The sequence below is a fragment of the Falsiroseomonas sp. genome (genome assembly GCF_041690465.1).
Taxonomy (GTDB): Bacteria; Pseudomonadota; Alphaproteobacteria; order Acetobacterales; family Acetobacteraceae; genus Falsiroseomonas.
In genome coordinates this window covers 38,358-60,389 of the sequence record NZ_JAWLHG010000023.1, presented here as the reverse complement: position 1 = coordinate 60,389, position 22,032 = coordinate 38,358, and the positions used below count along the sequence as shown (strand labels likewise).

At 70.2% G+C, this 22,032-nt stretch carries 23 protein-coding genes; 9 read left to right on the top strand and 14 right to left on the bottom strand.

The features are described 5' to 3' along the window. The first annotated feature begins 93 nt into the window (after nt 1–93). On the top strand, nt 94–1,812 hold the full coding sequence (locus ACESM1_RS19795) for an AMP-dependent synthetase/ligase (RefSeq protein ID WP_372622933.1): 1,719 nt from the start codon (nt 94–96) through the stop codon (nt 1,810–1,812). Nucleotides 1,813–1,967: 155 nt separating this feature from the next. Here the strand turns inward: ACESM1_RS19795 and ACESM1_RS19790 are convergent, their stop codons facing one another. The 8 genes from ACESM1_RS19790 to ACESM1_RS19755 form a co-directional block, all read right to left on the bottom strand. Then, entirely contained in the window at nt 1,968–2,753 is a 786-nt protein-coding gene (locus tag ACESM1_RS19790; protein WP_372622932.1) for an SDR family NAD(P)-dependent oxidoreductase, read from the bottom strand. Continuing rightward, nucleotides 2,750–3,424, bottom strand: a complete 675-nt coding sequence (locus ACESM1_RS19785; RefSeq protein WP_372622931.1) for a cyclase family protein — start codon at nt 3,422–3,424, stop codon at nt 2,750–2,752. Before ACESM1_RS19785 ends, ACESM1_RS19790 begins: the two co-directional genes overlap by 4 nt. Nucleotides 3,425–3,430: 6 nt before the next feature. Further along, a complete protein-coding gene (locus ACESM1_RS19780) occupies nt 3,431–4,408 on the bottom strand; it encodes a Bug family tripartite tricarboxylate transporter substrate binding protein (RefSeq protein ID WP_372622930.1) in 978 nt (325 codons plus the stop codon). Between the two features lie 105 nt (nt 4,409–4,513). Then, nucleotides 4,514–5,500, bottom strand: a complete 987-nt coding sequence (locus tag ACESM1_RS19775; RefSeq protein WP_372622929.1) for a 2-hydroxyacid dehydrogenase — start codon at nt 5,498–5,500, stop codon at nt 4,514–4,516. 53 nt (nt 5,501–5,553) lie between these two features. Further along, nucleotides 5,554–6,192: a flavin reductase family protein gene (locus tag ACESM1_RS19770; RefSeq protein ID WP_372622928.1), complete on the bottom strand. Its 639-nt coding sequence runs from the start codon at nt 6,190–6,192 to the stop codon at nt 5,554–5,556. A 32-nt stretch (nt 6,193–6,224) separates the two neighbouring features. Next, nucleotides 6,225–6,686: a DUF427 domain-containing protein gene (locus tag ACESM1_RS19765; protein WP_372622927.1), complete on the bottom strand. Its 462-nt coding sequence runs from the start codon at nt 6,684–6,686 to the stop codon at nt 6,225–6,227. Beyond that, nucleotides 6,686–7,042: a DUF2312 domain-containing protein gene (locus tag ACESM1_RS19760; RefSeq protein WP_372622926.1), complete on the bottom strand. Its 357-nt coding sequence runs from the start codon at nt 7,040–7,042 to the stop codon at nt 6,686–6,688. The genes ACESM1_RS19765 and ACESM1_RS19760 overlap by 1 nt, the downstream gene beginning before the upstream one ends. A 75-nt stretch (nt 7,043–7,117) precedes the next feature. Beyond that, a complete protein-coding gene (locus ACESM1_RS19755; RefSeq protein ID WP_372622925.1) occupies nt 7,118–7,429 on the bottom strand; it encodes a DUF1244 domain-containing protein in 312 nt (103 codons plus the stop codon). A gap of 72 nt (nt 7,430–7,501) precedes the next feature. On the opposite strand from ACESM1_RS19755, the gene ACESM1_RS19750 reads away from it, so the two are divergent. Further along, nucleotides 7,502–8,821, top strand: coding sequence for a glycerate kinase (locus tag ACESM1_RS19750; protein ID WP_372622924.1), 1,320 nt, complete (start codon nt 7,502–7,504; stop codon nt 8,819–8,821). A gap of 61 nt (nt 8,822–8,882) precedes the next feature. Here the strand turns inward: ACESM1_RS19750 and ACESM1_RS19745 are convergent, their stop codons facing one another. Beyond that, nucleotides 8,883–12,068: a CheR family methyltransferase gene (locus ACESM1_RS19745; RefSeq protein WP_372622923.1), complete on the bottom strand. Its 3,186-nt coding sequence runs from the start codon at nt 12,066–12,068 to the stop codon at nt 8,883–8,885. A gap of 560 nt (nt 12,069–12,628) precedes the next feature. Here ACESM1_RS19745 and ACESM1_RS19740 point away from each other — a divergent pair. The 4 genes from ACESM1_RS19740 (at nt 12,629) to ACESM1_RS19725 (ending at nt 15,125) form a co-directional block, all read left to right on the top strand. After that, nucleotides 12,629–13,633 carry a sensor histidine kinase gene (locus tag ACESM1_RS19740; protein ID WP_372622922.1) on the top strand — a complete coding sequence of 335 codons (1,005 nt, stop codon included), beginning with the start codon at nt 12,629–12,631 and terminating at the stop codon, nt 13,631–13,633. A gap of 308 nt (nt 13,634–13,941) precedes the next feature. Beyond that, complete coding sequence (locus ACESM1_RS19735) at nt 13,942–14,589, top strand: sigma-70 family RNA polymerase sigma factor (RefSeq protein WP_372622921.1); 648 nt, start codon at nt 13,942–13,944, stop codon at nt 14,587–14,589. Then, entirely contained in the window at nt 14,589–14,867 is a 279-nt protein-coding gene (locus ACESM1_RS19730) for a hypothetical protein (protein ID WP_372622920.1), read from the top strand. Before ACESM1_RS19735 ends, ACESM1_RS19730 begins: the two co-directional genes overlap by 1 nt. Nucleotides 14,868–14,963: 96 nt before the next feature. Then, nucleotides 14,964–15,125, top strand: a complete 162-nt coding sequence (locus ACESM1_RS19725; RefSeq protein ID WP_372622919.1) for a hypothetical protein — start codon at nt 14,964–14,966, stop codon at nt 15,123–15,125. A 529-nt stretch (nt 15,126–15,654) separates the two neighbouring features. On the opposite strand, the gene ACESM1_RS19720 is transcribed toward ACESM1_RS19725, so the two are convergent. The 4 genes from ACESM1_RS19720 to ACESM1_RS19705 all read right to left on the bottom strand — a co-directional run bounded on the left by ACESM1_RS19720 (nt 15,655) and on the right by ACESM1_RS19705 (nt 19,003). Continuing rightward, entirely contained in the window at nt 15,655–15,798 is a 144-nt protein-coding gene (locus ACESM1_RS19720) for a hypothetical protein (protein WP_372622918.1), read from the bottom strand. Between the two features lie 133 nt (nt 15,799–15,931). Then, a complete protein-coding gene (gene groL / locus ACESM1_RS19715) occupies nt 15,932–17,554 on the bottom strand; it encodes a chaperonin GroEL (protein WP_372622917.1) in 1,623 nt (540 codons plus the stop codon). 51 nt (nt 17,555–17,605) lie between these two features. Beyond that, complete coding sequence (locus ACESM1_RS19710) at nt 17,606–17,923, bottom strand: co-chaperone GroES (RefSeq protein WP_372622916.1); 318 nt, start codon at nt 17,921–17,923, stop codon at nt 17,606–17,608. A gap of 579 nt (nt 17,924–18,502) precedes the next feature. After that, a complete protein-coding gene (locus ACESM1_RS19705; RefSeq protein WP_372622915.1) occupies nt 18,503–19,003 on the bottom strand; it encodes a YsnF/AvaK domain-containing protein in 501 nt (166 codons plus the stop codon). A 140-nt stretch (nt 19,004–19,143) separates the two neighbouring features. On the opposite strand from ACESM1_RS19705, the gene ACESM1_RS19700 reads away from it, so the two are divergent. The 3 genes from ACESM1_RS19700 (at nt 19,144) to ACESM1_RS19690 (ending at nt 21,379) form a co-directional block, all read left to right on the top strand. Further along, nucleotides 19,144–20,070 (top strand): hypothetical protein, encoded by a 927-nt coding sequence (locus ACESM1_RS19700; RefSeq protein WP_372622914.1) that lies wholly within the window; start codon nt 19,144–19,146, stop codon nt 20,068–20,070. Between the two features lie 73 nt (nt 20,071–20,143). Then, complete coding sequence (locus ACESM1_RS19695) at nt 20,144–20,344, top strand: hypothetical protein (protein ID WP_372622913.1); 201 nt, start codon at nt 20,144–20,146, stop codon at nt 20,342–20,344. Between the two features lie 90 nt (nt 20,345–20,434). Further along, entirely contained in the window at nt 20,435–21,379 is a 945-nt protein-coding gene (locus ACESM1_RS19690; protein WP_372622912.1) for a LysR family transcriptional regulator, read from the top strand. Here ACESM1_RS19690 and ACESM1_RS19685 read toward each other — a convergent pair. Then, nucleotides 21,359–21,811, bottom strand: coding sequence for an OsmC family protein (locus tag ACESM1_RS19685; protein WP_372622911.1), 453 nt, complete (start codon nt 21,809–21,811; stop codon nt 21,359–21,361). The two genes, ACESM1_RS19690 and ACESM1_RS19685, sit on opposite strands and share 21 nt — an antisense overlap. Nucleotides 21,812–22,032 lie beyond the last annotated feature (221 nt).

Below are 22,032 nucleotides of genomic sequence, written 5' to 3'. Positions count from 1 at the left end.
GTGTCCCGGAGCTTCTCGCCCTGGATATAGAGATCGGACGGCGGGGGCCAAGCCGTCGACAGAATTCGGAAGGCCTGGGGGAGCGTCTCGGGGATGGAACCTGGCAAGCGGGTGGGCTGGAACAGCCTGCCGCAGATGATGCTGGAACTGGCGGCGCACCGGCAGGACAAGCCGATGCTGCGCCACTGGCAGGACAAGGCCTGGCGCCGCGTCACCTGGGGAGAGTTCGCCCACCGGGTCGCCGCGGTGGCCGCCGGGCTGCGCCAGGCCGGCGTCTCGCCGGGCGAGCGGGTGCTGCTGGTCAGCGAGAACCGGCCGGAATTCGTGATCGCGGATACCGCCATCATGGCGATCGGCGCGGTGACGGTGCCGACCTACACCACCAACGCCGTGGCCGACCACGCGCATATCCTGCGTGATTCCGGGGCGCGGGCGGCGATCGTCTCGGGTGCGGCCTTGGCGCGGAAGGTCGTGTCGGCAGCGGAAGAGGGCGGGCTCGACCTGCTGGTGACGATGGAGGGCGAGGCCTCGGTCGTCCTGTCCGGTGCCCGCGCGATGGCCTGGGCGGCGCTGGAGGCCACGCCGGCCGATCTCGGCCTGCTGCGGGCCGAGGTGGAGCAGATCCCTCCCGGCCGCCTCGCCTGCCTGGTCTACACCTCCGGCACCGGCGGCGCGCCCAAGGGGGTGATGCTGCCGCACCGCGCGATGCTGTCCAACCGCCAGGGTGTCGCGCAGCTCGCGGACCGCCTGCATCTGCAGGGCGAGTGCTACCTGTCCTTCCTGCCGCTGTCGCACAGCTACGAGCACACGGTGGGCGGCTTCCTGCTGCCGTCGCTGGGCGTGGAGGTGGTCTATTCGCGCGGCGCCGACCGCCTGGCCACCGAGTTCCAGGAGGTGAAGCCCGCCATCATCACCGCCGTGCCGCGGCTGTTCGAGGTGCTGCGCGCGCGCCTGCTCGCCGGCGTCGAGAAGGAGGGCGGCTGGAAGGAGAAGCTGTTCCACCGTGCCGTCGCCCTCGGCCTGCGCAGGATGGACGGCCCGGAGCTCGGCCTGCTGGACCGCGTGCAGGATGCGGTGCTGGAGCGGCTGGTGCGGGAGAAGGTGCGGCAGCGTTTCGGTGGGCGCCTGCAGGCAATGGTCTCGGGCGGCGCGCGGCTGGATCCCGACCTCTCGGGCTTCTTCATCGCCCTCGGCCTGCCGGTGATCCAGGGTTACGGCCAGACCGAGGCCGGGCCGGTGATCAGCGTCAACCTGCCCTGGGACATCAAGCGCGAGACGGTCGGCCCGCCGCTGCCGGGCGTGGAGGCGCGCATCGCCGGGGATGGCGAGCTCTGCGTGAGAGGCGAGCTGGTGATGGACGGCTACTGGAACCAGCCCGAGGCGACGGCCCGCGCCATCGTGGATGGTTGGCTGCACACCGGCGACGTGGCCGAGATCGTGGACGGGCGCATCCGCATCACCGACCGCAAGCGCGACTTCATCAAGACGCTCGGCGGCGACATGGTGAGCCCCGCCAAGCTGGAGGGCCTGCTGATGGCGGAGCCCGAGATCGCGCAGGCGGTGGTCGCCGGCGAGGGCAAGCCGGCGCTGGTCGCGCTGGTGGTGCCGGCCGATGGGCAGGAGGCGAAGGTGCCCGATGCGGTGGCGCGGGTGAACGCGAAGCTCTCCTCCATCGAGCGCATCCGCAAGACCACCATGGTCGAGCCTTTCACGGTGGAGAACGGCATGCTGACGCCGACCATGAAGGTGAAGCGGCGCGTGGTGCTGGACGCGCATGCGGAGAAGGTCGAGGGGCTGAACGGGCGCGGCTGAGCGCCGCCCGGAGGGCTGCCCTGCGCCCGCCGGAGGTGGGCGAGCGGCCGAATGGCCGCCGCGGCATGTACCGCGAAGCCAAGGCCCCGGAGGGGCCGCCCGGCGCCTGAGGGATCGGAAACAACACCATCGGTCATTGCAGATGACCGATGGTATCAGGCGCCCTCGGCCGGGTCGTACATCACGCCCGCCGTGGCAAAGCCGCCATCGACGTTGAGGATATGGCCGGCGACGAAGGCGCCGTCGTCGCCACACAGGAATGCCACCGCGCCCGCGATGTCGGCCGGCGTGCCGTAGCGCTTCACCGCCATACGGTCGAGGAAGGCGGCGCGCTGGCGCGGCCCGTGCGCGGTGCGGGCGATCTGCGTCGGGCCCGGTGCGACGCCGTTCACCACGATGCCGAGCGGCGCAAGCTCCACCGCCAGCACCTTGGTCAGCGTCTCGATGCCGCCCTTGCTGGCGCCATAGGCGGCGCGCCCGGTGCCGCCGAACTGGCCGGAGACGGAGGAGACGGTGACGATGCGCCCGCCGCGCTCCGCCTCCCCGCCTTGCGCCATCGCCCGCGCGGCGGCCTGCGCGGTGAGGAAGCAGCCGATCAGGTTGGTGCGCAGGATGCGCTCGAACTGCGTGAGCTTCATCTCCAGCACCGGGATGCGGTCGGTGATGCCGGCATTGCAGATCGCGATGCGCAGCCGCCCGAAGCGCGCCTCCGCCTCCGCGACCGCCGCGGCGGAATCGGCCTCGGAGGTCACGTCCATGCGGAACGGCAGCGCCTGGCCGCCGGTCGCGCGGATGCCCTCCGCGATGCGCGTGGCGCCTTCGAGGTCGATGTCGGCCACCAGCACCGGCGCGCCTTCGGCCGCCAGCCGCTCGCAGATGGCGGCGCCGATGCCCGATCCGCCGCCGGTGACCAGCGCGGTACGGCCGGCGAGCCGACTCACGCTTCCTCCTCCACCGCGATGACGCGCGCGGGCGCGCCGTCGGAATCGGGGATGCGGATCGGCAGCCCGATCACCTGGTTCCGCGCCTGGCGCAGCGCGCCCATGTTGCAGAGGTACTCGAACATGATCACGCCACGCGCCAGCAGGTGGTAGTGCGTCACATGCTCGGGCAGCGGCGGGCGCTTCTCGCCGGTCAGGAAGAAGCGGATGCAGTGGTCCTGCGGGAAGTCGAAGCCGACCGCCTTGATGCCGCGCTCGCGCAGCCAGATCGCGCCCTCGGCGGTCATCCAGGGCGCGTGCAGCCAGAACTCCGGCGTGTCGAGGCTGGCGCGCTCGTCCCACCGGGTGCGGATCAGCGCGAAGTCGCCCTGGCGGAGATGCTCACCCGCCGCCTGCAGGCGGCCGAGCTCGATCGGGCTGTTGGCGGGCACGTCGGAGACGTCCAGCACCGCGCCGGGCCCGACCGTCATCTCCGGCGTGATCGCATCCGTGGTGAAGCCCTCGGGGTCCACGTGGCGCGGGCTGTCCATGTGGGTGAAGGCGTGGACGTTCCAGCCGGCCCAGGTGGCCTGGCCCTCGCCGGTCTCGTGGCCCTTGGTCAGGCGCCGTTCCACCTTCCAACGGAAATGCCCGGTGCGGACGGGGGTGGAGAGGTCAACGAGGCGCGGCATGGAGCCTCAGCTGTCCCGCCAGGGGCGCTGCTGCCAGACCTGACGCAGGCGCTCCGCCTCCCGCATCACCAGTGCGCGCGTCTCCTCCGGCCCCATGTAGCGCAGCGGGATGAACAGCCGCTCGGCCTCGGCGATCCAGGCCGGGTCGCGCATCGTGGCCTCCAGCATCGCGGCCAGCCGCGTGCGGATCGGCTCCGGTGTGGCGGCCGGCACGACCAGGCTGCGCACCACGCCGGTGGTCAGCGCATAGCCGCCCTCCGCGAAGGTCGGCACCTCCGGCGTCATGGGGAAGCGCTGCTGGCCGGCGGTCGCCAGCGGGCGCACGCGGCCGTCGCGGATCATCGCGACGCTCTCGCCCATGTTCATCGACGCGACCTGGATATGGCCGCCGAGCAGCGCATTCACCGTCGGCGCCTGCCCGGCGAAGGGGATGTGGTTCAGCCGGATGCCGGCGGCGCTCTCCAGCTCCACGATCAGCAGGTGGTCGTCGGAGCCGATGCCCGCGGTGCCGACCGAGATCGCGCCGGGCCGTGCCTTCGCCGCGGCAACGAGGTCCGCCACGCTGCGCAGCTCGCTGTTCGGCGCGACATGGAAGCCGCTCGGGTCCGCGACGACTGTGCCGAGGTAGTAGAAGCCGCCCAGCGTGTAGCGCGGCTGCCGCTCGATGGTGATGGTCTGCAGGCTCGGCGTGATGACGGTGCCGATCGTGTAGCCGTCGGGTGCGGCGGTGGCGGCGGCGGTGTAGCCGATCTCGGCACCCGCGCCCGGCCGGTTCACCACCACGAAGCGCGCGCCCGGCAGGTGCCGCTCGAAATGGCTGGTCATGGCGCGGATGTTGACGTCGGTGCCGCCGCCGGGCGGGAAGGGCACGATGATCTGGATCGGCCGCTCGCCCGGCCATCCGCCCTGCGCGCGCGCCAGCCCCGGCGCCATGAGCGGCAGGCCGAGGCCCGCGCCCAGCACTCCGCGGCGTGTGGACCTCACATTCGTTGTCATGGCGGCTTCGCTCCCTTCCCCGCTCCGGTCGGCGCCGGGCGATTTTCATCCGAGGGTAAGCGTGGCCGGGCGTGAGGCGCAAGCCGAGGCGGGTCAGCCGACCGTGTGGAGCGCACGGCCCGTGCGTGCGAAGCTCTCCACATTCGCCAGCGTCGTCTCCGCGATGGCGCGCATCGCCTGCTCGGTGAAGAAGCCCTGGTGGCCAGTGATGAGCACGTTCGGGAAGGTCAGCAGGCGGGCGAAGACGTCGTCGGCGATCACCGTGCCGGAGAGGTCCTCGAAGAACAGCTTCTCCTCCTCCTCGTAGACATCCAGCCCGAGATGACCGAGGCGGCCTGATTTCAGCGCGCGGATCACCGCGGCGGTGTCGAGGATCGCGCCGCGGCTGGTGTTCACCAGCATGGCACCGCGCTTCATCCAGGCCAGCCGCTCGGCATCCATCAGATGGCGCGTGGCGGGCGTGAGGGGACAATGCAGGCTGACGATATCGGCCTCGGCCAGCAGCTCGTTGAGCGGCCGGTACTCGAGGCCGAGCGCCACACAGTCCGGATTCTGGTGCGGATCGTGGCCGAGCAGGCGGCAGCCGAAGCCGCGCATGATGCGCGCGAAGGCGGTGCCGATCTGCCCCGTGCCGACGATGCCCACCGTGCGCCCATGCAGGTCGAAACCGAGCAGGCCGTCGAGCGCGAAATTGCCTTCCCGCACGCGGTTGTAGGCGCGATGGATGTTGCGGTTGAGTGTCAGGATCAGCGCCACCGCATGCTCCGCCACCGCTTCCGGCGAATAGGCCGGCACGCGGCCAACGGCGAGGCCGAGACGCTGCGCCGCGGCAAGGTCCACATGGTTGAAGCCGGCCGAGCGCAGCGCCAGCAGCTTCACCCCGCCGGCGGCCAGCACTTCCAGCGCCGCGGCGTCGGCGCGGTCGTTGACGAAGAGGCAGGCGGCCCCGGCGCCCTCGGCAAGCCGCGCGGTGGCGGGGTCGAGGCGGGCCTCAATCCAGGCGAAGTCATGTGCGCCCTTCGCGGCCGCCTCCAGGAATCGGCGGTCATAGGGCTTGGCGCTGAAGACGGCGATCCGCATCCATCGCAGCTAACCGCCGCGGCGCCCCCGCGCAACCGCCGCTCGCGGCTTCGTCAGCGGTCGCGCTGGCCGGGAAGGTAGGCGCCGCCATCGGTTGGGCGCAGCGCGGAGAACAGCGCCGTCACTTCGGTGTAATCGCGGTAGCCGCAGCGCGCGATGGTGCGGGCCGCGAGCATGTCGAAGCGGCCGTCCTTCAGCGCCCATTCGGCGATGTGCACGCCGACCACCTGGCCGACCACGAGATGCCCGCCCGTCGGGCGGCCCTCCACGTCGTGCAGTTCCATCGCGTGCACCACCCGGCATTCGAGGCTTGCGGGGCTCGCCGCGACGCGCGGCGGCTTCACCAGGCGGCATGGCGCGCGTTCCAGCCCGGCATGCTCGAACTCGCTCTCGCCCTCGGCGAGCGCGGCGGAAGATCCGTTCATCGCGTCGAACAGCGGCCGCGTGGCGAGGTTCATCACGAACTCGCCGGTGGCGACGGCATTGGCGGCGGTGTGCTTCATGCCATCGCTGCCGAAGGCGCAGATGGCGGGCGTGGTCTGCACCATGTTGAAGAAGCTGTAGGGGGCGAGGTTGGCGCGGCCGTCGCGGTCGAGGGTGGAGATCCAGCCGATCGGGCGCGGGGCGACAATGGCCTTCAGCGGGTCGTGCGGCAGCCCGGCGGTGCGGTGCTGGCCGGCTTCGTAGAACATGCGGCGTCTCCTGCGGGATGTCGGCGGCCGGGCTACCAGCCTTCGGTGCCGGGTGCGCCCTTGAACGGCCCTTCGACGTCCGAGGTGATCCAGCCGCCGTAGAACGGGCCTTCCTGCGGCCGCACCTGCTCCTCGTCCACGAAGCAGGCATCCACGCGGCCGGCATAGAGCGCGACATGCCCGGCGATGGCGGCGAAGGCGGGCGTCGGATCCGGGTAGGACCAGGCCGAACGCAGCGCGCTGGTTTGGCCGCCGATCAGGTCGAAGTAGCGCGCGTGGCCCTTCCATTCGCAGAAGCTGCCGCCGGAGGTGGGCCGCAGCGAGCCGGGACGGAAGGCCTCCGGCGGCAGATACCAGCTCGGCGGGTGGAAGGTCTCCAGCACGCGCCAGGCGTCGGTGGTGTCCGCGATGGTTTCGCCGCCGAGCACCACGCGCACGCGGCGGCTGCTGCGTTCCAGCCGCGGCGGGCGCGGATAGTCGGCCGCGCGTTCCATCACATGCCGAGCGCGCGACGATAGAGATCGAGCAGCGTCTCCTGCTCCTCCACCTCGGCGGGCTCCTTCTTGCGGAGCGAGATGATCTGGCGGATCACCTTCACGTCGAAGCCGGCGGATTTCGCTTCGGCAAAGATGTCCTTGATGTCGCCGGCGAGAGCCTTGCGCTCCTCCTCCAGCCGCTCGACACGCTCGATGATCGAGCGCAGGCGGTCCACGGCGATGCCACCGACCTCGGGGTCCGGGTTGGCGGCCTGGCGGTCGCGGCTGGCCTTGGCGTCCTGAAGGTCGTCCGTATCGCTCACCCGCTGATCCCCCACTTTAAGGGCGCGGGTGGTGCCACGCTTTGGCGCCATGTTCAATCGGCCATGCCGGACCGCGCGGCCGATTCAGGCCACCGCGCCTGCGGCCCTGCGGTCACCGGACGCATCTCAATGGCCGGGGTTGGCAGCGGCGAACTTCGCCTTCTGCTCGGCGGTGGCTTCCTTCTGGTGCTTCGCCTGCCATTCCTTGTACGGCATGCCATAGATGATCTCGCGCGCATCGGGATCCGACAATTCGAGACCCTTCTCCTCCGCCGCCGCGCGGTACCACTTGGAAAGGCAGTTCCGGCAGAACCCGGCCAGGTTCATCATGTCGATGTTCTGCACGTCCGTGCGCTCGCGCAGATGCTGCACCAATCGGCGGAAGGCGGCGGCTTCCAGCTCGGTCCGGGTGGCCTGGTCGATCTCGGGAACGGGCATTTTCGGTCCTCCTGGCCAGGCTAGATGGCCCATCCAGCCGGGCTTCGCCATAGTCGCCGCAGGAGGATCGACATGGCCTGGACGGATGTGACGGCGCGGGCGGCGCTGCGAAGCCTGTTCGACGCGGCGCTGGCCGCCGCCGATCCGCTGACCTGCCTCGGCCCCCACCTGCCGGCCCCGCCCCGCGACGGACGGGTGGTGGTGGTGGGCTGCGGCAAGGCGGCGGCGAAGATGGCGGCTGCGGTGGAGCAGGCCTGGCCGGAGGTGCCGCTCACCGGCCTGGTGGTGACAACCTATGGCGCCGACCTGCCGGCACCGCCAGCGGCGCGGCGCATCGCGGTGCGCTTCGCCAGCCACCCGGTGCCGGACGCCAGTGGCGCGGCGGCGGCGCGGGCAATGCTGGAGGCCGTGCGCGGGCTGGCGGCGGGGGATCTGGTGCTGTTCCTGGTCTCGGGCGGCGGCTCTGCGCTGTCCACGCTGCCGGCGCCCGGCCTGTCGCTCGAGGACCTGATCGCGGTGAACCGCGAACTGCTGCGCTCCGGCGCGGCCATCGGCGAGATGAACTGCATCCGCAAGCATCTCAGCGCCTTCTCCGGTGGGCGGCTGGCGGCCGCGGCGCACCCGGCCCGCGTGCTCACGCTGGCGATCTCCGACGTGCCGGGCGACGACCCTGCGGTGATCGCCAGCGGCCCGACGGTGGCCGACGCCACCACCTTCGCCGAGGCGCGCGCGCTGGTCGCGCATTACCGCATGACGTTGCCCGAGGCCGTAATGCGGCACCTGGCCACGGGGGCGGAGGAATCACCCAAGCCCGGCGATCCGCGCCTGGCTGGCGCGGAGTTGCGGATGATCGCCACGCCGCTGATGGCGCTGGAGGCGATGGCGGCGACTGCGCGCGGCCTGGGCCTCGCGCCGCTGATCCTGGGCGATGCGCTGGAGGGCGAGGCGAAGGAGTTGGGCAAGGCGCTGGCCGGCATCGCGCGGAGTGCCGCGCTGCACGGCCATCCCCTGCGCGCGCCTTGCGTGATCCTCTCGGGCGGCGAGACGACGGTGACGCTGCCACCGGGCAACACGCCTCCCCCCGCCTCCGGCGCGAAGAGCCGCGGCGGGCGGAGCACGGAATGCCTGCTGGGCCTGGCGCTTGCGCTGGAGGGAACGCCGGGGATCTGGGCGCTGTGCGCGGATACCGACGGCATCGACGGCAAGTCCGATGCGGCGGGTGCGGTCTGCGGGCCGGGCACGCTGGCGCGGGCACGCGCCGCCGGGCTCGATCCGCGCGCGATGCTGGCGGCGCATGACAGCTACGGGGTGTTCGAGGCGCTCGGCGACCTGCTGGTGACGGGTCCGACGCTGACCAACGTCAACGATGTTCGGGCGGTGCTGGTGGCGTGAGGTGCAGTTACGACAAACGAAATCATGTCTGCGGACGGGACAATTCAGGCGGGGCCGCTCTCTATCCCGGTGCGTCGCTCAGCGCGCTGAGCGACGCACCATCGGACCGGCCGAGCGGCAACCGCAGGGTCGCCACACGGCCCGCCCCGGTGGTGACCACATCGATCGTGCCGCCGAGGTCATGCCGCAGCAGCCGCTCGATCAGTTCCGAGCCGAAGCCGCGGCGCTCGGGCGCCACTGCCTCCTGCGCAAGCGGCCCGCCCTTCTCCACCCAGCGCAGCACTACCTGAGTCTTCGGCTCCTGTCCCTCGACGGTCCAACTGACCGCGATGCGGCCCTTCGCGTTCGACAAGGCGCCGTGCTTTGCGGCGTTGGTCGCCATCTCGTGCAGCACCATGCCCAGCGCGAGCGCGGCCTTGGGCTTCAGCCGCACCGGCTTGCCGGCCAGATGGATGCGGCGCGCGTGGTCGGCGTAGGGCTCGACCTCCTTGGCGATGACCATCCTTAGCTCCACCGCGCTCCAGCCCTGCTGCGCCAGCAACTCATGCGCACGCGCCAGCGCCTTGATCCGGCCAGAGAAGGATTCGGAGAACTCGGCAAGCGAGGTCGCCCGCCGCAGCGTGCTAGTCACCACCGCCTGCACCACCTGGAGCATATTGCGCACCCGGTGGTTCAACTCATCCACCAGCGTGCCGAGCACCTCGCCCTCGACCACCTTGGTGATGTCGAAGAAGGTCAGGACGATGCCGTCCACCTGGCCGTCCGTGGTCCGGTAGGGAAGCATCCGCATGAGGTAGTGGATCTTGCCGTCGCGGGCGGTGACGCGCCGCTCCACCGGCTCGCGCTGCTCCAGCACACGGCGCGTCTCGACCCGCAAATTGACCTGGTCGAGATGGCTCACGAAGTCCAACACCGGCCTGCCGCGGTCGCCTGGCACCAGGTTGAAGATGGTCGTCACCGCCGGCGTGAAGCTGCGGATCACCAGGTGGCGGTCGAGGAAGAGCGTGGCGATCTGCGTGCTGTCGAACAGGTTGCGCAGATCCGCATTGGCGCGGTCGAGTTCCTCGATCTTTCCGGTCAGTTCGAGGTTGGTCGCCCGCAACTCCTCGTTCACGGATTGCAGTTCTTCCTTCGAGGTTTCGAGCTCCTCGTTGGTGGATTGCAGCTCCTCGTTGACCGAGACCATCTCCTCGTTGGCGGAGGTGAGTTCCTCGGTCGCCGCGTCGTATTCCTCGGTGACGGATTGCAGCCTTTCGCGCGTGTCGCGAAGCTCCCGCTCGGCCCAGCCGGAGGCGTCGTCACCTGACGCTTCGGCGGCCTCGGCAGGCACTTCTGGTCGCGGCGAGGGTGGCCCGAGGTCCGAGAACAGCACCAGGAACAACCGCTCGCCGCCGTCGCGCGCAGGCAGCGGCTCGACCGTCAGCGAGATCGCCTGCCGGCGATCCTCGACCTCGATCTCGACATGCGGGTACACCACCCGGCTGCGCGTCTCCGCCGCCTTGCGCAGCGCGGCGCGCAGGTCGAGCCGGAGGCCGAACCGGGCCATCGCGAGAAGGTGCCGGCTCGGCACCCCGGTCGCCGGTTCGAGGTATTTGCCCAGATGCGCGGACTGGTAGACCACACTGCCTTCGCCGTTCACCACCAGGTGCGGCGAGACGAAGTGCTCGAAGATCGCAGCCTCGACTATCTGTCGCAGCCCTGCGGCGCGACCTTGGCTGTTGTGGTGCGACATCCGGGCTTGCGGCCCGCTGATTGCGAGGCCACGCACCGTCATCGGCACGCGGACCGTGGGGCTGACGTCGTCGCGACGCCGGTAGATGCGATGCGCCTTGTCCTCCGGCGCGAACAACTCGATATGGCGCGCGACGGTCTCGGAGATGCCGAGGAACAGGAAGCCGCCCGGCCGCAGCGCATAGTGGAACATCGGGATCACCTGCTCCTGCAGCCCACCGCCGAGATAGATCAGCAGGTTGCGGCAGGACACCAGATCGATCCGGGAGAACGGCGGATCGCCGATGATGCTGTGCGGCGAGAAGACGCAGATGTCGCGCAGTTCCTTCGAGACATCGTAGCTCGCCACGCCCGGCGTGAAGAAGCGTGCGAGCCGCTGCGGCGAGACATCGACCAGGAGCGGCGCCGGGTAGTGGCCGCGGCGTGCCACGGCGAGGGCCGCCTCGTCGATGTCGGTGGCGAAGATCTGCACACGCGGACCGCCCGGATGCGCCCCCATCCATTCGCGCAGCAGCATCGCGAGCGAATAGGCTTCCTCGCCGGTGGCGCAGCCGGGCACCCAGACGCGCACGACATCGTCCGGGCCGCGGTCGCGGAACAGGGCAGGGATGACGCGCTCCGCCAGGCTTTCGAAGGCGTCGGGGTCACGGAAGAACCCGGTCACGCCGATCAGCAGGTCGCTGAACAGCTTGCGTGCCTCCTCCGGCTCCGCACGCAGCAGCGCGACATAGGCGGCGAGGTCGGGCAGCCGCAGCACCTGGATCCTGCGCTGCACGCGGCGGAAGAAGGTGCGGTCCTTGTAGCCGGAGAAATCATGTCCGACGGCGGCCTGCAGGATGGCGGCGATCTCGGCATGGGCGGCGGCGCTGGCGGCCTCGTCTTCCGGCAGACCCGCCTGCTCCTTCGGCGTGCCGGATTGGCGGAGCAGCGCGGCGAACTCGCCGAGCCTGGCCGGCATCTCCTCCGCCGCGATGCTCAACTCGACGGCGCCGCCTGCGACGGCGCTCGCGGGCATCTCGGCATAGCGCGGCGGGGCGGTCTCGTGGGCGCCCTGCGCGATGGTCAGGCCGCCGGCTTCCCGGACGGCCTTGAGGCCGAGCGTGCCGTCGCTGCCGGTGCCCGACAGCACGATGCCCGCCGCCCATTCCTGCTGGTCCACAGCGAGGGAGGCGAGGAAAACGTCGATCGGATGCCGCTCCCGCGGGAGATCGGGCGGCTGGTCGCGCAGCGTGAGCCGGCCGGCAGCGATGGTGATGATGGCGTTGCGCGGCAGCACATAGGCATGGCCCGGCATCACCGCCTCGCCGTCGCGGGCAGGATGCACCGGCATGGTGGTGCAGTCGCGCAGGATGGAGGGCAGCGCGCTTTCATGATCGGGGCCGAGGTGGGTGATGATGACCAGCGCCACCGCGGGCGGCGGCTCCGGCATCGCCCGGAACAGCGCCTGAAGCGCCTCCACGCCGCCGGCGGAGGCGCCGATGCCGACGATGGGGAAGCGCGGAGCGCGCATTTCCATGCGATGGTCCTTCGGAGCGTGGGGGGAAGCAGAGAGCGCACCGGCGAGACGCCGTATTAGCACCAAAGGATTGCCGCAGGGCACATCCTTTGAACCGGCGCCGCATTGGTTCCGTTTCCATGAGGTAATGCGCCATGCGCTTCGTGCGGGTTGACGTTCACGTGATGCGACTGCGCGCCGCCGACGGAACGAGCAGGGACGGATCCCCGCTCCCCAAGAAAGTTCCCGCGCCGCGGGGTGGATGCTGTATCGATGCCATCGGCACCTGAGTGCCGTAGGGTGCCCTGCATCAAGCGATCGGCTGGCCGCGCGGCGGGGCGACTGCCTGAGTGTGGGATGCACGTACTGGCGCAGGCGCTGGCCTTCCCGGCTGTGCGAAAGCTCGGAGAAGCCGGCTTGTCTTCCACCTGCGGCGCTCGGCATCAACGTCCAAGGGCAGATCGTTGCTCAGAGGGAGCCCGCGTGCGGTGCCCAGCGCATGATGCGGATGGCGGCACGCGTCCGGATCACGGCAGCCACTGGCTCCATCACTCAGCGCTCACGGCTTAGGAGCGACAACGATGCGTCGGCAAAGCACCAGTCCGCCCGTGTGGGACGCGGCCCGTTTGCGCATCGCCGCCGATGCGGCAGGAATCGCCCTGTGGTCATGGAACGTCGATACGGACGAGATCGCTCTGGACGAGCGTGCGCATCGCATGTGGGGTGTGCCCGCGAACAACGGGCTGGGTACGTTCGAAGATCTGTCCGCCCGCATCCATCCGGAGGACCTCGACCGGGTGAGGGCCGCGTTCACGGCAACACGCGAAATCATGGGCGCATACGAACTCGACTTCCGTATCCTGCACGATGGTGAGGTCCGTTGGGTATCGGCCCGCGGCCGAGGTGAGGACCAGGGCATTGTCGGCCGCACCATGTTCGGGATCTTCATCGATGTGAGCGAGCGCAAGCTGGCCGAGGAGGCGCGCGAGATGCTCGCGGGCGAGATGAGTCACCGGGTCAAGAACCTGTTTGCCATTGCCTGTGCGCTTACCCGCATCGTCGCACGCTCGGCGACGACAACGACCGAAATGGCTTCCGATCTGGTCAGCAGGCTGACTGCGCTCGGGCAGGCCCACGAACTTGTCCGCCCGGCGCTCAGCAAGCAGCGAAAGGCCATCGAACTCGGCGCCCTGCTTGGTGTGCTGCTGGACGCCTATGACGACAAGGGCGCGATCGGGGACCGTATCCGAATCGCCGTGCCCGCTGTGCTCGTCGGCGAGGGCTCGGTCACAACGCTGGCTCTGGTGGTCCATGAGCTGGCAACCAACTCGCTCAAATACGGCGCACTTTCGAATGCGAGCGGTACGCTGGACGTCTCCTGCACTGCCGACGACGCCGAGGTGGTCATCGTCTGGACGGAGAAGGGCGGTCCGCCTGTCGCTGTTGCGGAGGGGCAGGCCGGCTTCGGGAGCAGGCTGGTGAACAGGAGCATCACCAGCCAGCTCGGCGGCTCCATTGCATTTGCCTGGCCACGCGAGGGGGTGACGGTGACGCTGCGCATGAGCAGAGCCCGGCTTGGAGCGTGAACCAGCAACGCATCTTGTTGTGTGCGGGTCGCGGCAGCGAGAAGCGGGCGTGCTTGAGCAGTAAGGGCCGATTCGATGAACGGGCATGGGTGCCGCCACCTGTCACATCCCGGGCACTCGTTCCCACACCTGGTATGCTTCCACTGCTTCCGCACTGCGGCCCCCTGTCCAAATCCCGAGATCGTCCACAAAGCGCAATTTACGCAGCATGAAGAAAACAGGACGCCGCCGGGCGCCTCTCGGAACCGTGCAGGCGTCGGCGCCAATCAGGCGCCCGTAAAAGGCGAAAGTATTGTATATGATTATTTATGAAGAAGATCGAAGATAACTTCAATGCGGAATTAATAGCACTGCTTCCCCGGCTCCGGATCCAGGCCCTCGCCTTGACCCGTAATGGCGCCGCCGCGGACGATCTGGTGCAGACCGCCGTGGCGAACGCGCTGGCCGCGCGCGGCAGCTTCACGCGAGGGACCAACTTCCCTGCCTGGATGCACCGCATCCTGCGCAATCGCTTCATCAGCGACACGCGCAAGCGTCGGCCCTACACCGACATGGACGATGTTCCTGAAGCCGCACTTGCCGTGCCGGCGGCGCACGAGGACAGCCTTGTGCTGAAGGAGCTGCATGTCGCCCTCGGGCGGCTTCCCCCGCTCCAGCGCGAGACGCTCTTTCTGGTGGTCCTGCACGGGATGTCCTACGAGCAGGCAGCAGAGGCGACGGGCTGCGCTACCGGCACCGCGAAGAGCCGCGTGTTCCGTGCACGTCAGCAACTGCAGCTCTGGCTTGCCGGCACGACAGCCCCGGCCGCGACAGCCACGCAGATGCAGCATGGGTTGGAAACCGCGGCCACCCCGACGCACCTCTTCGCAGACGACGACGCTTCGGCGGCAGGGCGGCGCCACGGCATTCCGCATCCTCGGCTTGTCGGTCTCACCAGGATGCCAGGAGATGCATGATGCTGACACGCAACCAGCGCACCACGATCGTCTTCAGGCGCCCCTTCCTCGTGAAGGGCATCGATCGTCCTCAGCCCGCCGGGGTCTATGACGTCGAGACGGAGGAGGAACTGCTCGAAGGCCTGTCCTTCCCTGCCTATCGCCGCGTTTCGACGATGATCATGCTCCAGGCCCCGCAGGCCGCCGCGTTCCTGTCGGCGCACTTCGTGGACGCGGGCGAGCTCGCCGAAGCGCAGGCGATCGACGCCCGCGACCCTCCCGCGACCTGGCGCACGTGACGCGCCATTCGGAAGCGTGCCTTGCACCATCCCGGGCACCGCAGGCGCAAGCTCGCGAGGGTCGCGTCCCCCATCGTCCTCGCCGGAGCTTCTCCCATGCCAGCGCCGGCGAACCGATTTACGGCCCATGCTTCGCATCCCCGCTTCCGCCTGACGCTGACCTGCTGTGCTCTGGCACTGCTGCTGATGATGGCGGTGATCGCGAGCACCAGCGGGTTCGGGCCGGGCTGGGGCGATCCGGCCCTCCTGCCGGGCTGAGGCAAGTGAACGCATGCTGAGGCTGTTCGAGAGGCTCCGCGCGCGGCGCGGCTATCGTCGCCGTTGGCGCGCGATCGCGACCGCCGCAGCGGCTTCGGCCGACAGGGCGACAGCGCTTGCAGAAAGGCGATCTCGGTCGCTCGATGGAGTTCCGCCGCAGTTGCCCGGCGAACGGTTGTCCCGAAGCCCATCGACTGCGCCCATGCTCCCACACTCAGGCGCGCGTCACCTCTGAGGCGCGGCGCCGCACGGCTCCGAGAACGTCACCGATCGAACCCGCGGCGAGCGCCCGGGTGACGCCAGGATGCTGGCGGCGGTGTCGCCGACATGCAGGCCGACGGGCGTTTCCCGGAATGCCTGTACGGTCTCGCCCCGGGGTGAGTTGGCGAGCGTGACGGGAAGCGCAGCGCCGCTCACGCTCTGAGTGCGCATGCCCCGATGGGGATGGGGCCGGCAAGGCGATCGACGGGCTCGCGCGGGAGACGGGCGAGCGCCTTGGCTCATGGCCCGTGCCGGGAAGCCTGTCGCATCATCTCTCCCGGATCTCGACGCCTTGGCCGCCGATCGTGATGGATATGCCGGTCTTCTGACGCTCAGCGTAAAGCCAGTAGCCGAAGGCGCCGCTGGCGACCGCCAGCACGCCGATCGCAAGAAAGAGGACGTTGCGTGTCATGCGCTGCGCTCCAGTTCGGTTGGAAGAGACCAGCAGCGACGCGGCGCCGGCCTTGGGGGCTACCGCCGGCCGCCGGTGCCGAGACCGCCTCCGGCTTGCAGCGACACCGCGCCGCCCGCCAGAGACGAACCGTCTAGTAGTTGGCCTCGTCCGCAGCGCTGTTCGGCGGCCCTCTCTCCACATGCTCGCCCACCATCGCCTCGGTGGTGATCAGCAGGCCGGCGACCGAGGCCGCATGCTGCAGGGCGGCGCGGACGACCTTGGTGGGATCGACGATGCCGGCGGCGACCAGGTCCTTGTGCACGCCGGTCTGCGCATCGTAGCCCCAGTCGTACGCGGCGTTGCCCAGCACGGCGCCGGCGATCACGGCGCCGTCTTCGCCCGCATTCTCGGCGATCTGCCGCAGGGGCGCGCGAAGCGCGCGACGCACGATCTCGATGCCGAACTTCTGGTCGTCATTCGCGGTGTTCAGGTTCACCAGCGCCTGTCCGGCGCGCGCCAGGGCAACGCCGCCGCCCGGCACGATGCCTTCCTCGACCGCGGCGCGGGTCGCATGCAGCGCGTCGTCGACACGGTCCTTGCGCTCCTTCACCTCGACCTCGGTGGAGCCGCCGACGCGGATCACCGCCACGCCACCGGCAAGCTTCGCCAGGCGCTCCTGCAGCTTCTCGCGGTCATAGTCCGAGGTGGTCTCCTCGACCTGCGCCTTGATCTGCTCGACGCGGGCGAGGATGGCGGGCTTGTCGCCGGCACCGTCCACGATCGTCGTCGTCTCCCTCTCGATCCGAACGGTCTTGGCGGAGCCGAGCATCGCGAGGGTGACGTTCTCGAGCTTGATGCCGAGATCCTCGGAGATCACCTGGCCGCCGGTGAGGATCGCGATGTCCTCGAGCATCGCCTTGCGGCGATCACCGAAGCCCGGCGCCTTCACCGCCGCGACCTTCAGGCCGCCGCGCAGCTTGTTGACAACGAGCGTGGCCAGCGATTCGCCTTCGACATCCTCGGCCAGGATGAGCAGCGGCCGCGCCGACTGCGCCACCGCCTCGAGCAGGGGAAGCATGGGCTGCAGGCCCGACAGCTTCTTCTCGACGATGAGGATGTAGGGGTTGTCGAGTTCGACGATCATCTTCTCCGCGTTGGTGATGAAATACGGGGAGAGATAGCCGCGGTCGAACTGCATCCCATCCACGATGTCGAGCTCGGTCTCCAGGCCCTTGGCCTCCTCGACCGTGATGACGCCTTCCTTGCCGACCTTCTGCATGGCGCGCGCGATCATCTCGCCGATCCCGTTGTCGCCATTGGCGGAGATGGTGCCGACCTGCGCCGTCTCGGCCTCGGTCGTGATCCTGCGCGTGCGCAACGCCAGTTCCGCGACCACGGCCGTCACCGCGGTGTCGACGCCGCGCTTGAGGTCCATCGGGTTCATGCCCGCGGCCACCGCCCGCATGCCCTCGCGGACGATCGCCTGGGCCAGCACGATTGCGCTGGTGGTGCCGTCACCGGCGATGTCGTTGGTCTTCGAGGCCACTTCGCGCACCATCTGCGCGCCCATGTTCTCGAACTTGTCGGCCAGCTCGATCTCCTTGGCGACGGTCACGCCGTCCTTGGTGATCCGCGGCGCGCCGAAGCTCTTGTCGAGCACCACGTTGCGGCCCTTCGGTCCCAGCGTGACCTTCACCGCGTCGGAAAGGATGTCGACGCCGCGCAGCATGCGCTTGCGTGCGTCTTCGCCGAAGCGAACGTCTTTGGCAGCCATGGGGATGTGTTTCCTGATCAGATCTGTGTGGCGGCGTGGCCGGAAGGCACGTCAGGCTGCCTTCTTCGCCACCGCCGGGGCGTCCAGGAGCACGCCCATGAGGTCCGATTCCTTCATGACCAGCAGATCCTCGCCGCCGACCTTGACTTCGGTGCCCGACCACTTGCCGAAGAGCACGCGGTCGCCCGGCTTCACGTCGAGTGCGACGAGGTCGCCGCGGTCATTGCGCGCCCCCGGCCCGGCTGCGACGACCTCGCCCTGCATCGGCTTTTCCTGCGCGGTATCTGGAATGATGATGCCGCCGGAGCTCTTCTGCTCGGCGTCGATGCGTCGCACGACGACACGGTCGTGCAGCGGACGGAATGTCATGGCTGGAACTCTGCGGTGCCAGCAACGTGGCTGGTCTGCTTACCCGTCCGCACGGGCCGGGCCCTCGATCGAGGGCACTTGGCACTCTGCGCTTGGGAGTGCCAAGTCAGATGGGGGAGCCGTAGGTTGCTTACAAGACGGAAACGGTAGAGCGGCAGGCTCGCCTGGCGGCTGAAGCGTCACTCGCCATCCGGCCGGGTGGCAAACGGATGGCGAGAGTATGGTCGGCGACGTGCGGGAGTTGCGGCCGAGGCCCGGCAGGGTGGAAGGCGAGCTGGAACCGGGCGCAGGTCCGGCGGGAACGGCGGGCGCCGCTTCGCTGGACATTCCGGACTGCTCGAGTTGCGCGGTCAGCAGGAAGCCGGCGCGGCGGATCGCCTCGCAACAGGTCCCGCGGTCCTCGTCCGGCATGAACATGTTCCGCAAGGAAGCAAGGAAGCCGGTGTCCCCGGCGGCGTCGGAGCCGGTGTTCTCCGCCTCCCGTTCGATGACGCTCACATCCGAAGGGACAGCGCCGGCTTCGCGCACCAGGGGGCTCGCGGCGCCATCCGCCTCGGCGCGTGCATCATGGATGGACGGTCAGGGCCGTGGCGTTCCTGCATCGTCTCCGTTGCCGCCGTCGCGGCGTGTCTGGCTTTCCGGCCCGTCCCGCGGCGCGGGCGGCAGGCGCTCGACCGTCGCGGTCTGGCTGTGCAGCGCGACGGTCTTCTCGATGGTTTCGCTCGTCCTGACGCGGCGGATCCGGATCTCCTCCTTGAGGACGATCCGCCGCTCCGTCACCAGGATCTCTTCCAGCACGGGCACGACGAGGACGGCGCCATCCTCCTCCTCGCGGATTCCAGGCGCCTCGGCGACCTCGCGACCGATGGCGACGCGCTGGATCTCGACCCGCTCGTGCCATGCCGGCTCGCGCAGTCGCGCCTCCTCCGTCGTGGTGGCGAGGTGGACGCGCACGCGCCCGGTCTCCACCCGCCGGTGGCCCAGGGTCAGGTGTTCCTCAAGCAGGGGAATCGCCTGAGCGGTCGCTTCGGGCCTGCGCTCTGTCACGTCGGCTGCACTCCAGGAGGCATCCGGCCACATCTCGCCGGGTGTTCGGGTGCTCAACGCCGGCGCAGGCGATGCGTGCGGCCCGAAAGCCGGGCAGCAGCCATGCGTCGATTCTGCGCTGCCGGGAGCAGGGCATGCGCGTTGCGGGTGCCGACGAGAAGGATCGCACAGCCATGCCTGCCCACACTGAGACCTTGGCCCACGCCCATGCTGGCGTCGCGCTGCCGGAAGGCGGGCCGGCGCTGCCCTCCCGCGTCTCCTGGGGCGCCGTGCTGGCGGGCGGCGTCATCGCGGCAGCGATCGCGGCGATGCTCAACATCCTCGGCGCCGCGATCGGGGCGGCCACGGTGGACGCGGCCGGCCGGGCGACGCCCGATGCGGCGAGCCTCGGCATCGGGGCGGTCGCGTGGCTGGTCGTCGCCAGCACGATCGCCCTCGCGGTCGGCGGCTACACGGCCGCGCGCCTCTCCGGCAGCGCCGATGGAACGGATGGCGTGCTGCACGGCCTGGCGGTCTGGGCGATCGCCTTCCTCGTATCCGCCACGCTGCTCGGCAACCTGGTTGCCGGTGCGGTCTCCACCGCCGCTTCCACGGCGTCGAGCATCGCCGGCAGCGCGGCGAGCGGGGTCGGATCCGCCGTGTCGGCCGTGGCAGGCCAGGCGAGCCCCGAGGCGCTGCTGCAGCGCGCACAGGACACCCTGCTCGGCACCGGGAACGATCCCGCCGCCATGACGACGGAGCAGCGCGGTACGGAGATCGCCTCCCTGCTCACGCGCCGCGCCGCGAATGGCGCCTTCACCGACGAGGAACGGACACGGCTGAACGCGCTGGTCGCGGCCCAGTCCAACATCCCCGCGGAGGAGGCTGCCAGGCGCGTCCAGAGCGTCGAGGAGCAGGCACAGCGCACTGCGGCCGAAGCTGCGCAGCAGGCCCGCGAGGCGGCCGATGCGACGGCACGCGCCACGTCGATCGGCGGCTTCGGCGCCTTCGCGGCGCTGCTGCTGGGTGCGGTTGCGGCGGTGTTCGGCGCCCGGCGCGGCACCCGCGACTGGGTGGCCGTGCGCGCAGAGGCCCCCGGCATGGCCCCGCGCGTCTCCTGAACGGCAACAAGGGCGAGGCAGGATCCTTGTTGCCTCGCCCTCTTCCCGACAGCAGCCAAGAAAGGACAGGCCGATGAAGAACGGAGATGCGGACCTCGTGACACGGCTGGCGCCGCGGCTGCAGGCGCTGCATGCCGCCAATGGCGGCGACTGGGAGGCGCCCTCGCGCGACGCCCTGGCACTCATCCGGGAAAGCCACCGGCTCGCGCCCCTCCCCGGCAGTGACGCCGAGGGCGGATCGGAGACGCCGGACGCCCCGCGCGAGGACGACTGACCGCCCGGCGGACCGAACCGCCGCGGCGCCGCCTCGTTGCCGGCCTGCGCCTCGCCGGTGAGCGGTGGGCTGCAGGCATGGGCGGCGCCGTTGCTGGACTGGGATGATCTTCGCTTCTTCCTCGCGATCGCACGCCTGCGGAGCCTCTCCGCGGCGGCGCGTGAGTTGCGCGTGACGCAATCGACAGTCGGGCGCCGCCTCGCCTCCCTCGAGAGCGGTCTCGGCGCCAGGCTGCTGCACCGCACGCCGGAGGGCTACGTGCCGACGCTCGCCGGCGAGGCGATCATGGGCCAGGCCGAGCGCGTCGAGGCGGAGTTGCTCGCAGTCGAGCGGACCGTCGGCGGACGGGACGCGCAGCTCGAGGGCGTGGTCCGCGTCACCGCGGTCGAGACGCTGGCCAGCCACGTCCTTGTGCGCTGCGCCGTGGCCTTGCAGATCGGCAGCCCGGAGGTCGCGCTCGAACTGGTCGCCGATGTACGACATCTCAGCCTCGCCATGCGAGAGGCCGACATCGCCGTGCGCCTCGCCCCGTTCGAGGGGCACGACCTGGTGGTGCGGCGGATCGGAAGCCTTGCATACGGCCTCTATGCCAGCCCCGCCTATCTGGAGCGCCACGGCGAACCGGATTTCGGCGCCGGCTGCGCCGGCCACCGCCTGGTGGCGAGCCTCGACGGGGCGGAGGCGCCGCAGCTTGCCGCCTGGGTGGCGGAGATCGCGCCGCGCGCCACCGTGGCGCTCAGGACCGACAGTCCGGGGGCGCAATTGCGGGCAGCACTCTGCGGCGCGGGCATCGCATGCCTGGCGCGCCTGCGCGGCGACGCCTTCGGCACGCAACTCCGGCGGCTCGACGCGCCGCAGGTGCAGTCTGCCGCGGTCGGGATCTGGCTCGCCGTGCACAAGGATAACCGCAGGACGCCGAGGATCCGCCTGGTGCTGGACGCCGTCGCCGCCGCCTTCCGCGACCGCGCCGACGAGCTGGATCCGCCGGGGCGTCGGGGCTCCGGCGGTCCCTCCTCAGGGGCCTGTCGGGGATGACAGGGCGACGCTGAGCTGCGTTCCGTCATGCAGCGTGCTGGCCACCTGCGAGCGCAGCGTTGCGCGTGCGATGAGCGCGGTCAGGGCCTCCTGCGGGGCGTCCGCGTTGATATGCACGGTGACGCGCACCTCGTCGAAGCCGAGCGGCGGTGGATGCACCTCGTCCATCGGCGCCTTGGCAAGATCCGCTTCCACATCAAGCGCGAGGGCTGAGATGACGATGCCCTGCGCCATCGCATTCGCCCGGATCGCGCTGGCGAGGCAGGAGCCGAGCGCGGCAAGCAGGATATCGAGCGGCTGCGGCGTCGAATCCGGGGCGGGAAGGCCACCCGGCTCATCCAGGACGATCGGCGGCAGGTCGCGGATATGGTTCGTCAGGCGGAAGCGCCCTCCGACGGCCGTCCGGCAGTGCAGCGTGCGCGACGGGCTCACGGCTGACTCGGAAGGCGGAGGACGCACGTTGTGCCGGCGCGGCCGGGCAGGCCGCAAGGCCGATGGTCCAACAGGTCGGGCAAGGCCGCTGTCCTCCCGTTCGCAGTTCGACCCGCGGATGCCGGGGCCGACAAGCCCACGGACAGATGGCATCGCCGAGGGCCGGCGGCACGGCGCAAGATCGGCGATCCGCTGTGCGCGGATGCACCACGGGCTTCACA

Bases quoted from the DNA above. Each gene is read 5' to 3' on its own strand.
- ACESM1_RS19795 (WP_372622933.1), top strand. From the start codon at position 94: ATGGAACCTGGCAAGCGGGTGGGCTGGAACAGCCTGCCGCAGATGATG.
- ACESM1_RS19785 (WP_372622931.1), bottom strand. From the start codon at position 3,424: ATGCCGCGCCTCGTTGACCTCTCCACCCCCGTCCGCACCGGGCATTTC.
- ACESM1_RS19775 (WP_372622929.1), bottom strand. From the start codon at position 5,500: ATGCGGATCGCCGTCTTCAGCGCCAAGCCCTATGACCGCCGATTCCTG.
- ACESM1_RS19770 (WP_372622928.1), bottom strand. From the start codon at position 6,192: ATGTTCTACGAAGCCGGCCAGCACCGCACCGCCGGGCTGCCGCACGAC.
- ACESM1_RS19765 (WP_372622927.1), bottom strand. From the start codon at position 6,686: ATGGAACGCGCGGCCGACTATCCGCGCCCGCCGCGGCTGGAACGCAGC.
- ACESM1_RS19760 (WP_372622926.1), bottom strand. From the start codon at position 7,042: ATGGCGCCAAAGCGTGGCACCACCCGCGCCCTTAAAGTGGGGGATCAG.
- ACESM1_RS19755 (WP_372622925.1), bottom strand. From the start codon at position 7,429: ATGCCCGTTCCCGAGATCGACCAGGCCACCCGGACCGAGCTGGAAGCC.
- ACESM1_RS19750 (WP_372622924.1), top strand. From the start codon at position 7,502: ATGGCCTGGACGGATGTGACGGCGCGGGCGGCGCTGCGAAGCCTGTTC.
- ACESM1_RS19745 (WP_372622923.1), bottom strand. From the start codon at position 12,068: ATGGAAATGCGCGCTCCGCGCTTCCCCATCGTCGGCATCGGCGCCTCC.
- ACESM1_RS19740 (WP_372622922.1), top strand. From the start codon at position 12,629: ATGCGTCGGCAAAGCACCAGTCCGCCCGTGTGGGACGCGGCCCGTTTG.
- ACESM1_RS19735 (WP_372622921.1), top strand. From the start codon at position 13,942: ATGAAGAAGATCGAAGATAACTTCAATGCGGAATTAATAGCACTGCTT.
- ACESM1_RS19730 (WP_372622920.1), top strand. From the start codon at position 14,589: ATGCTGACACGCAACCAGCGCACCACGATCGTCTTCAGGCGCCCCTTC.
- ACESM1_RS19725 (WP_372622919.1), top strand. From the start codon at position 14,964: ATGCCAGCGCCGGCGAACCGATTTACGGCCCATGCTTCGCATCCCCGC.
- ACESM1_RS19720 (WP_372622918.1), bottom strand. From the start codon at position 15,798: ATGACACGCAACGTCCTCTTTCTTGCGATCGGCGTGCTGGCGGTCGCC.
- groL (WP_372622917.1), bottom strand. From the start codon at position 17,554: ATGGCTGCCAAAGACGTTCGCTTCGGCGAAGACGCACGCAAGCGCATG.
- ACESM1_RS19710 (WP_372622916.1), bottom strand. From the start codon at position 17,923: ATGACATTCCGTCCGCTGCACGACCGTGTCGTCGTGCGACGCATCGAC.
- ACESM1_RS19705 (WP_372622915.1), bottom strand. From the start codon at position 19,003: ATGTGGCCGGATGCCTCCTGGAGTGCAGCCGACGTGACAGAGCGCAGG.
- ACESM1_RS19700 (WP_372622914.1), top strand. From the start codon at position 19,144: ATGCCTGCCCACACTGAGACCTTGGCCCACGCCCATGCTGGCGTCGCG.
- ACESM1_RS19695 (WP_372622913.1), top strand. From the start codon at position 20,144: ATGAAGAACGGAGATGCGGACCTCGTGACACGGCTGGCGCCGCGGCTG.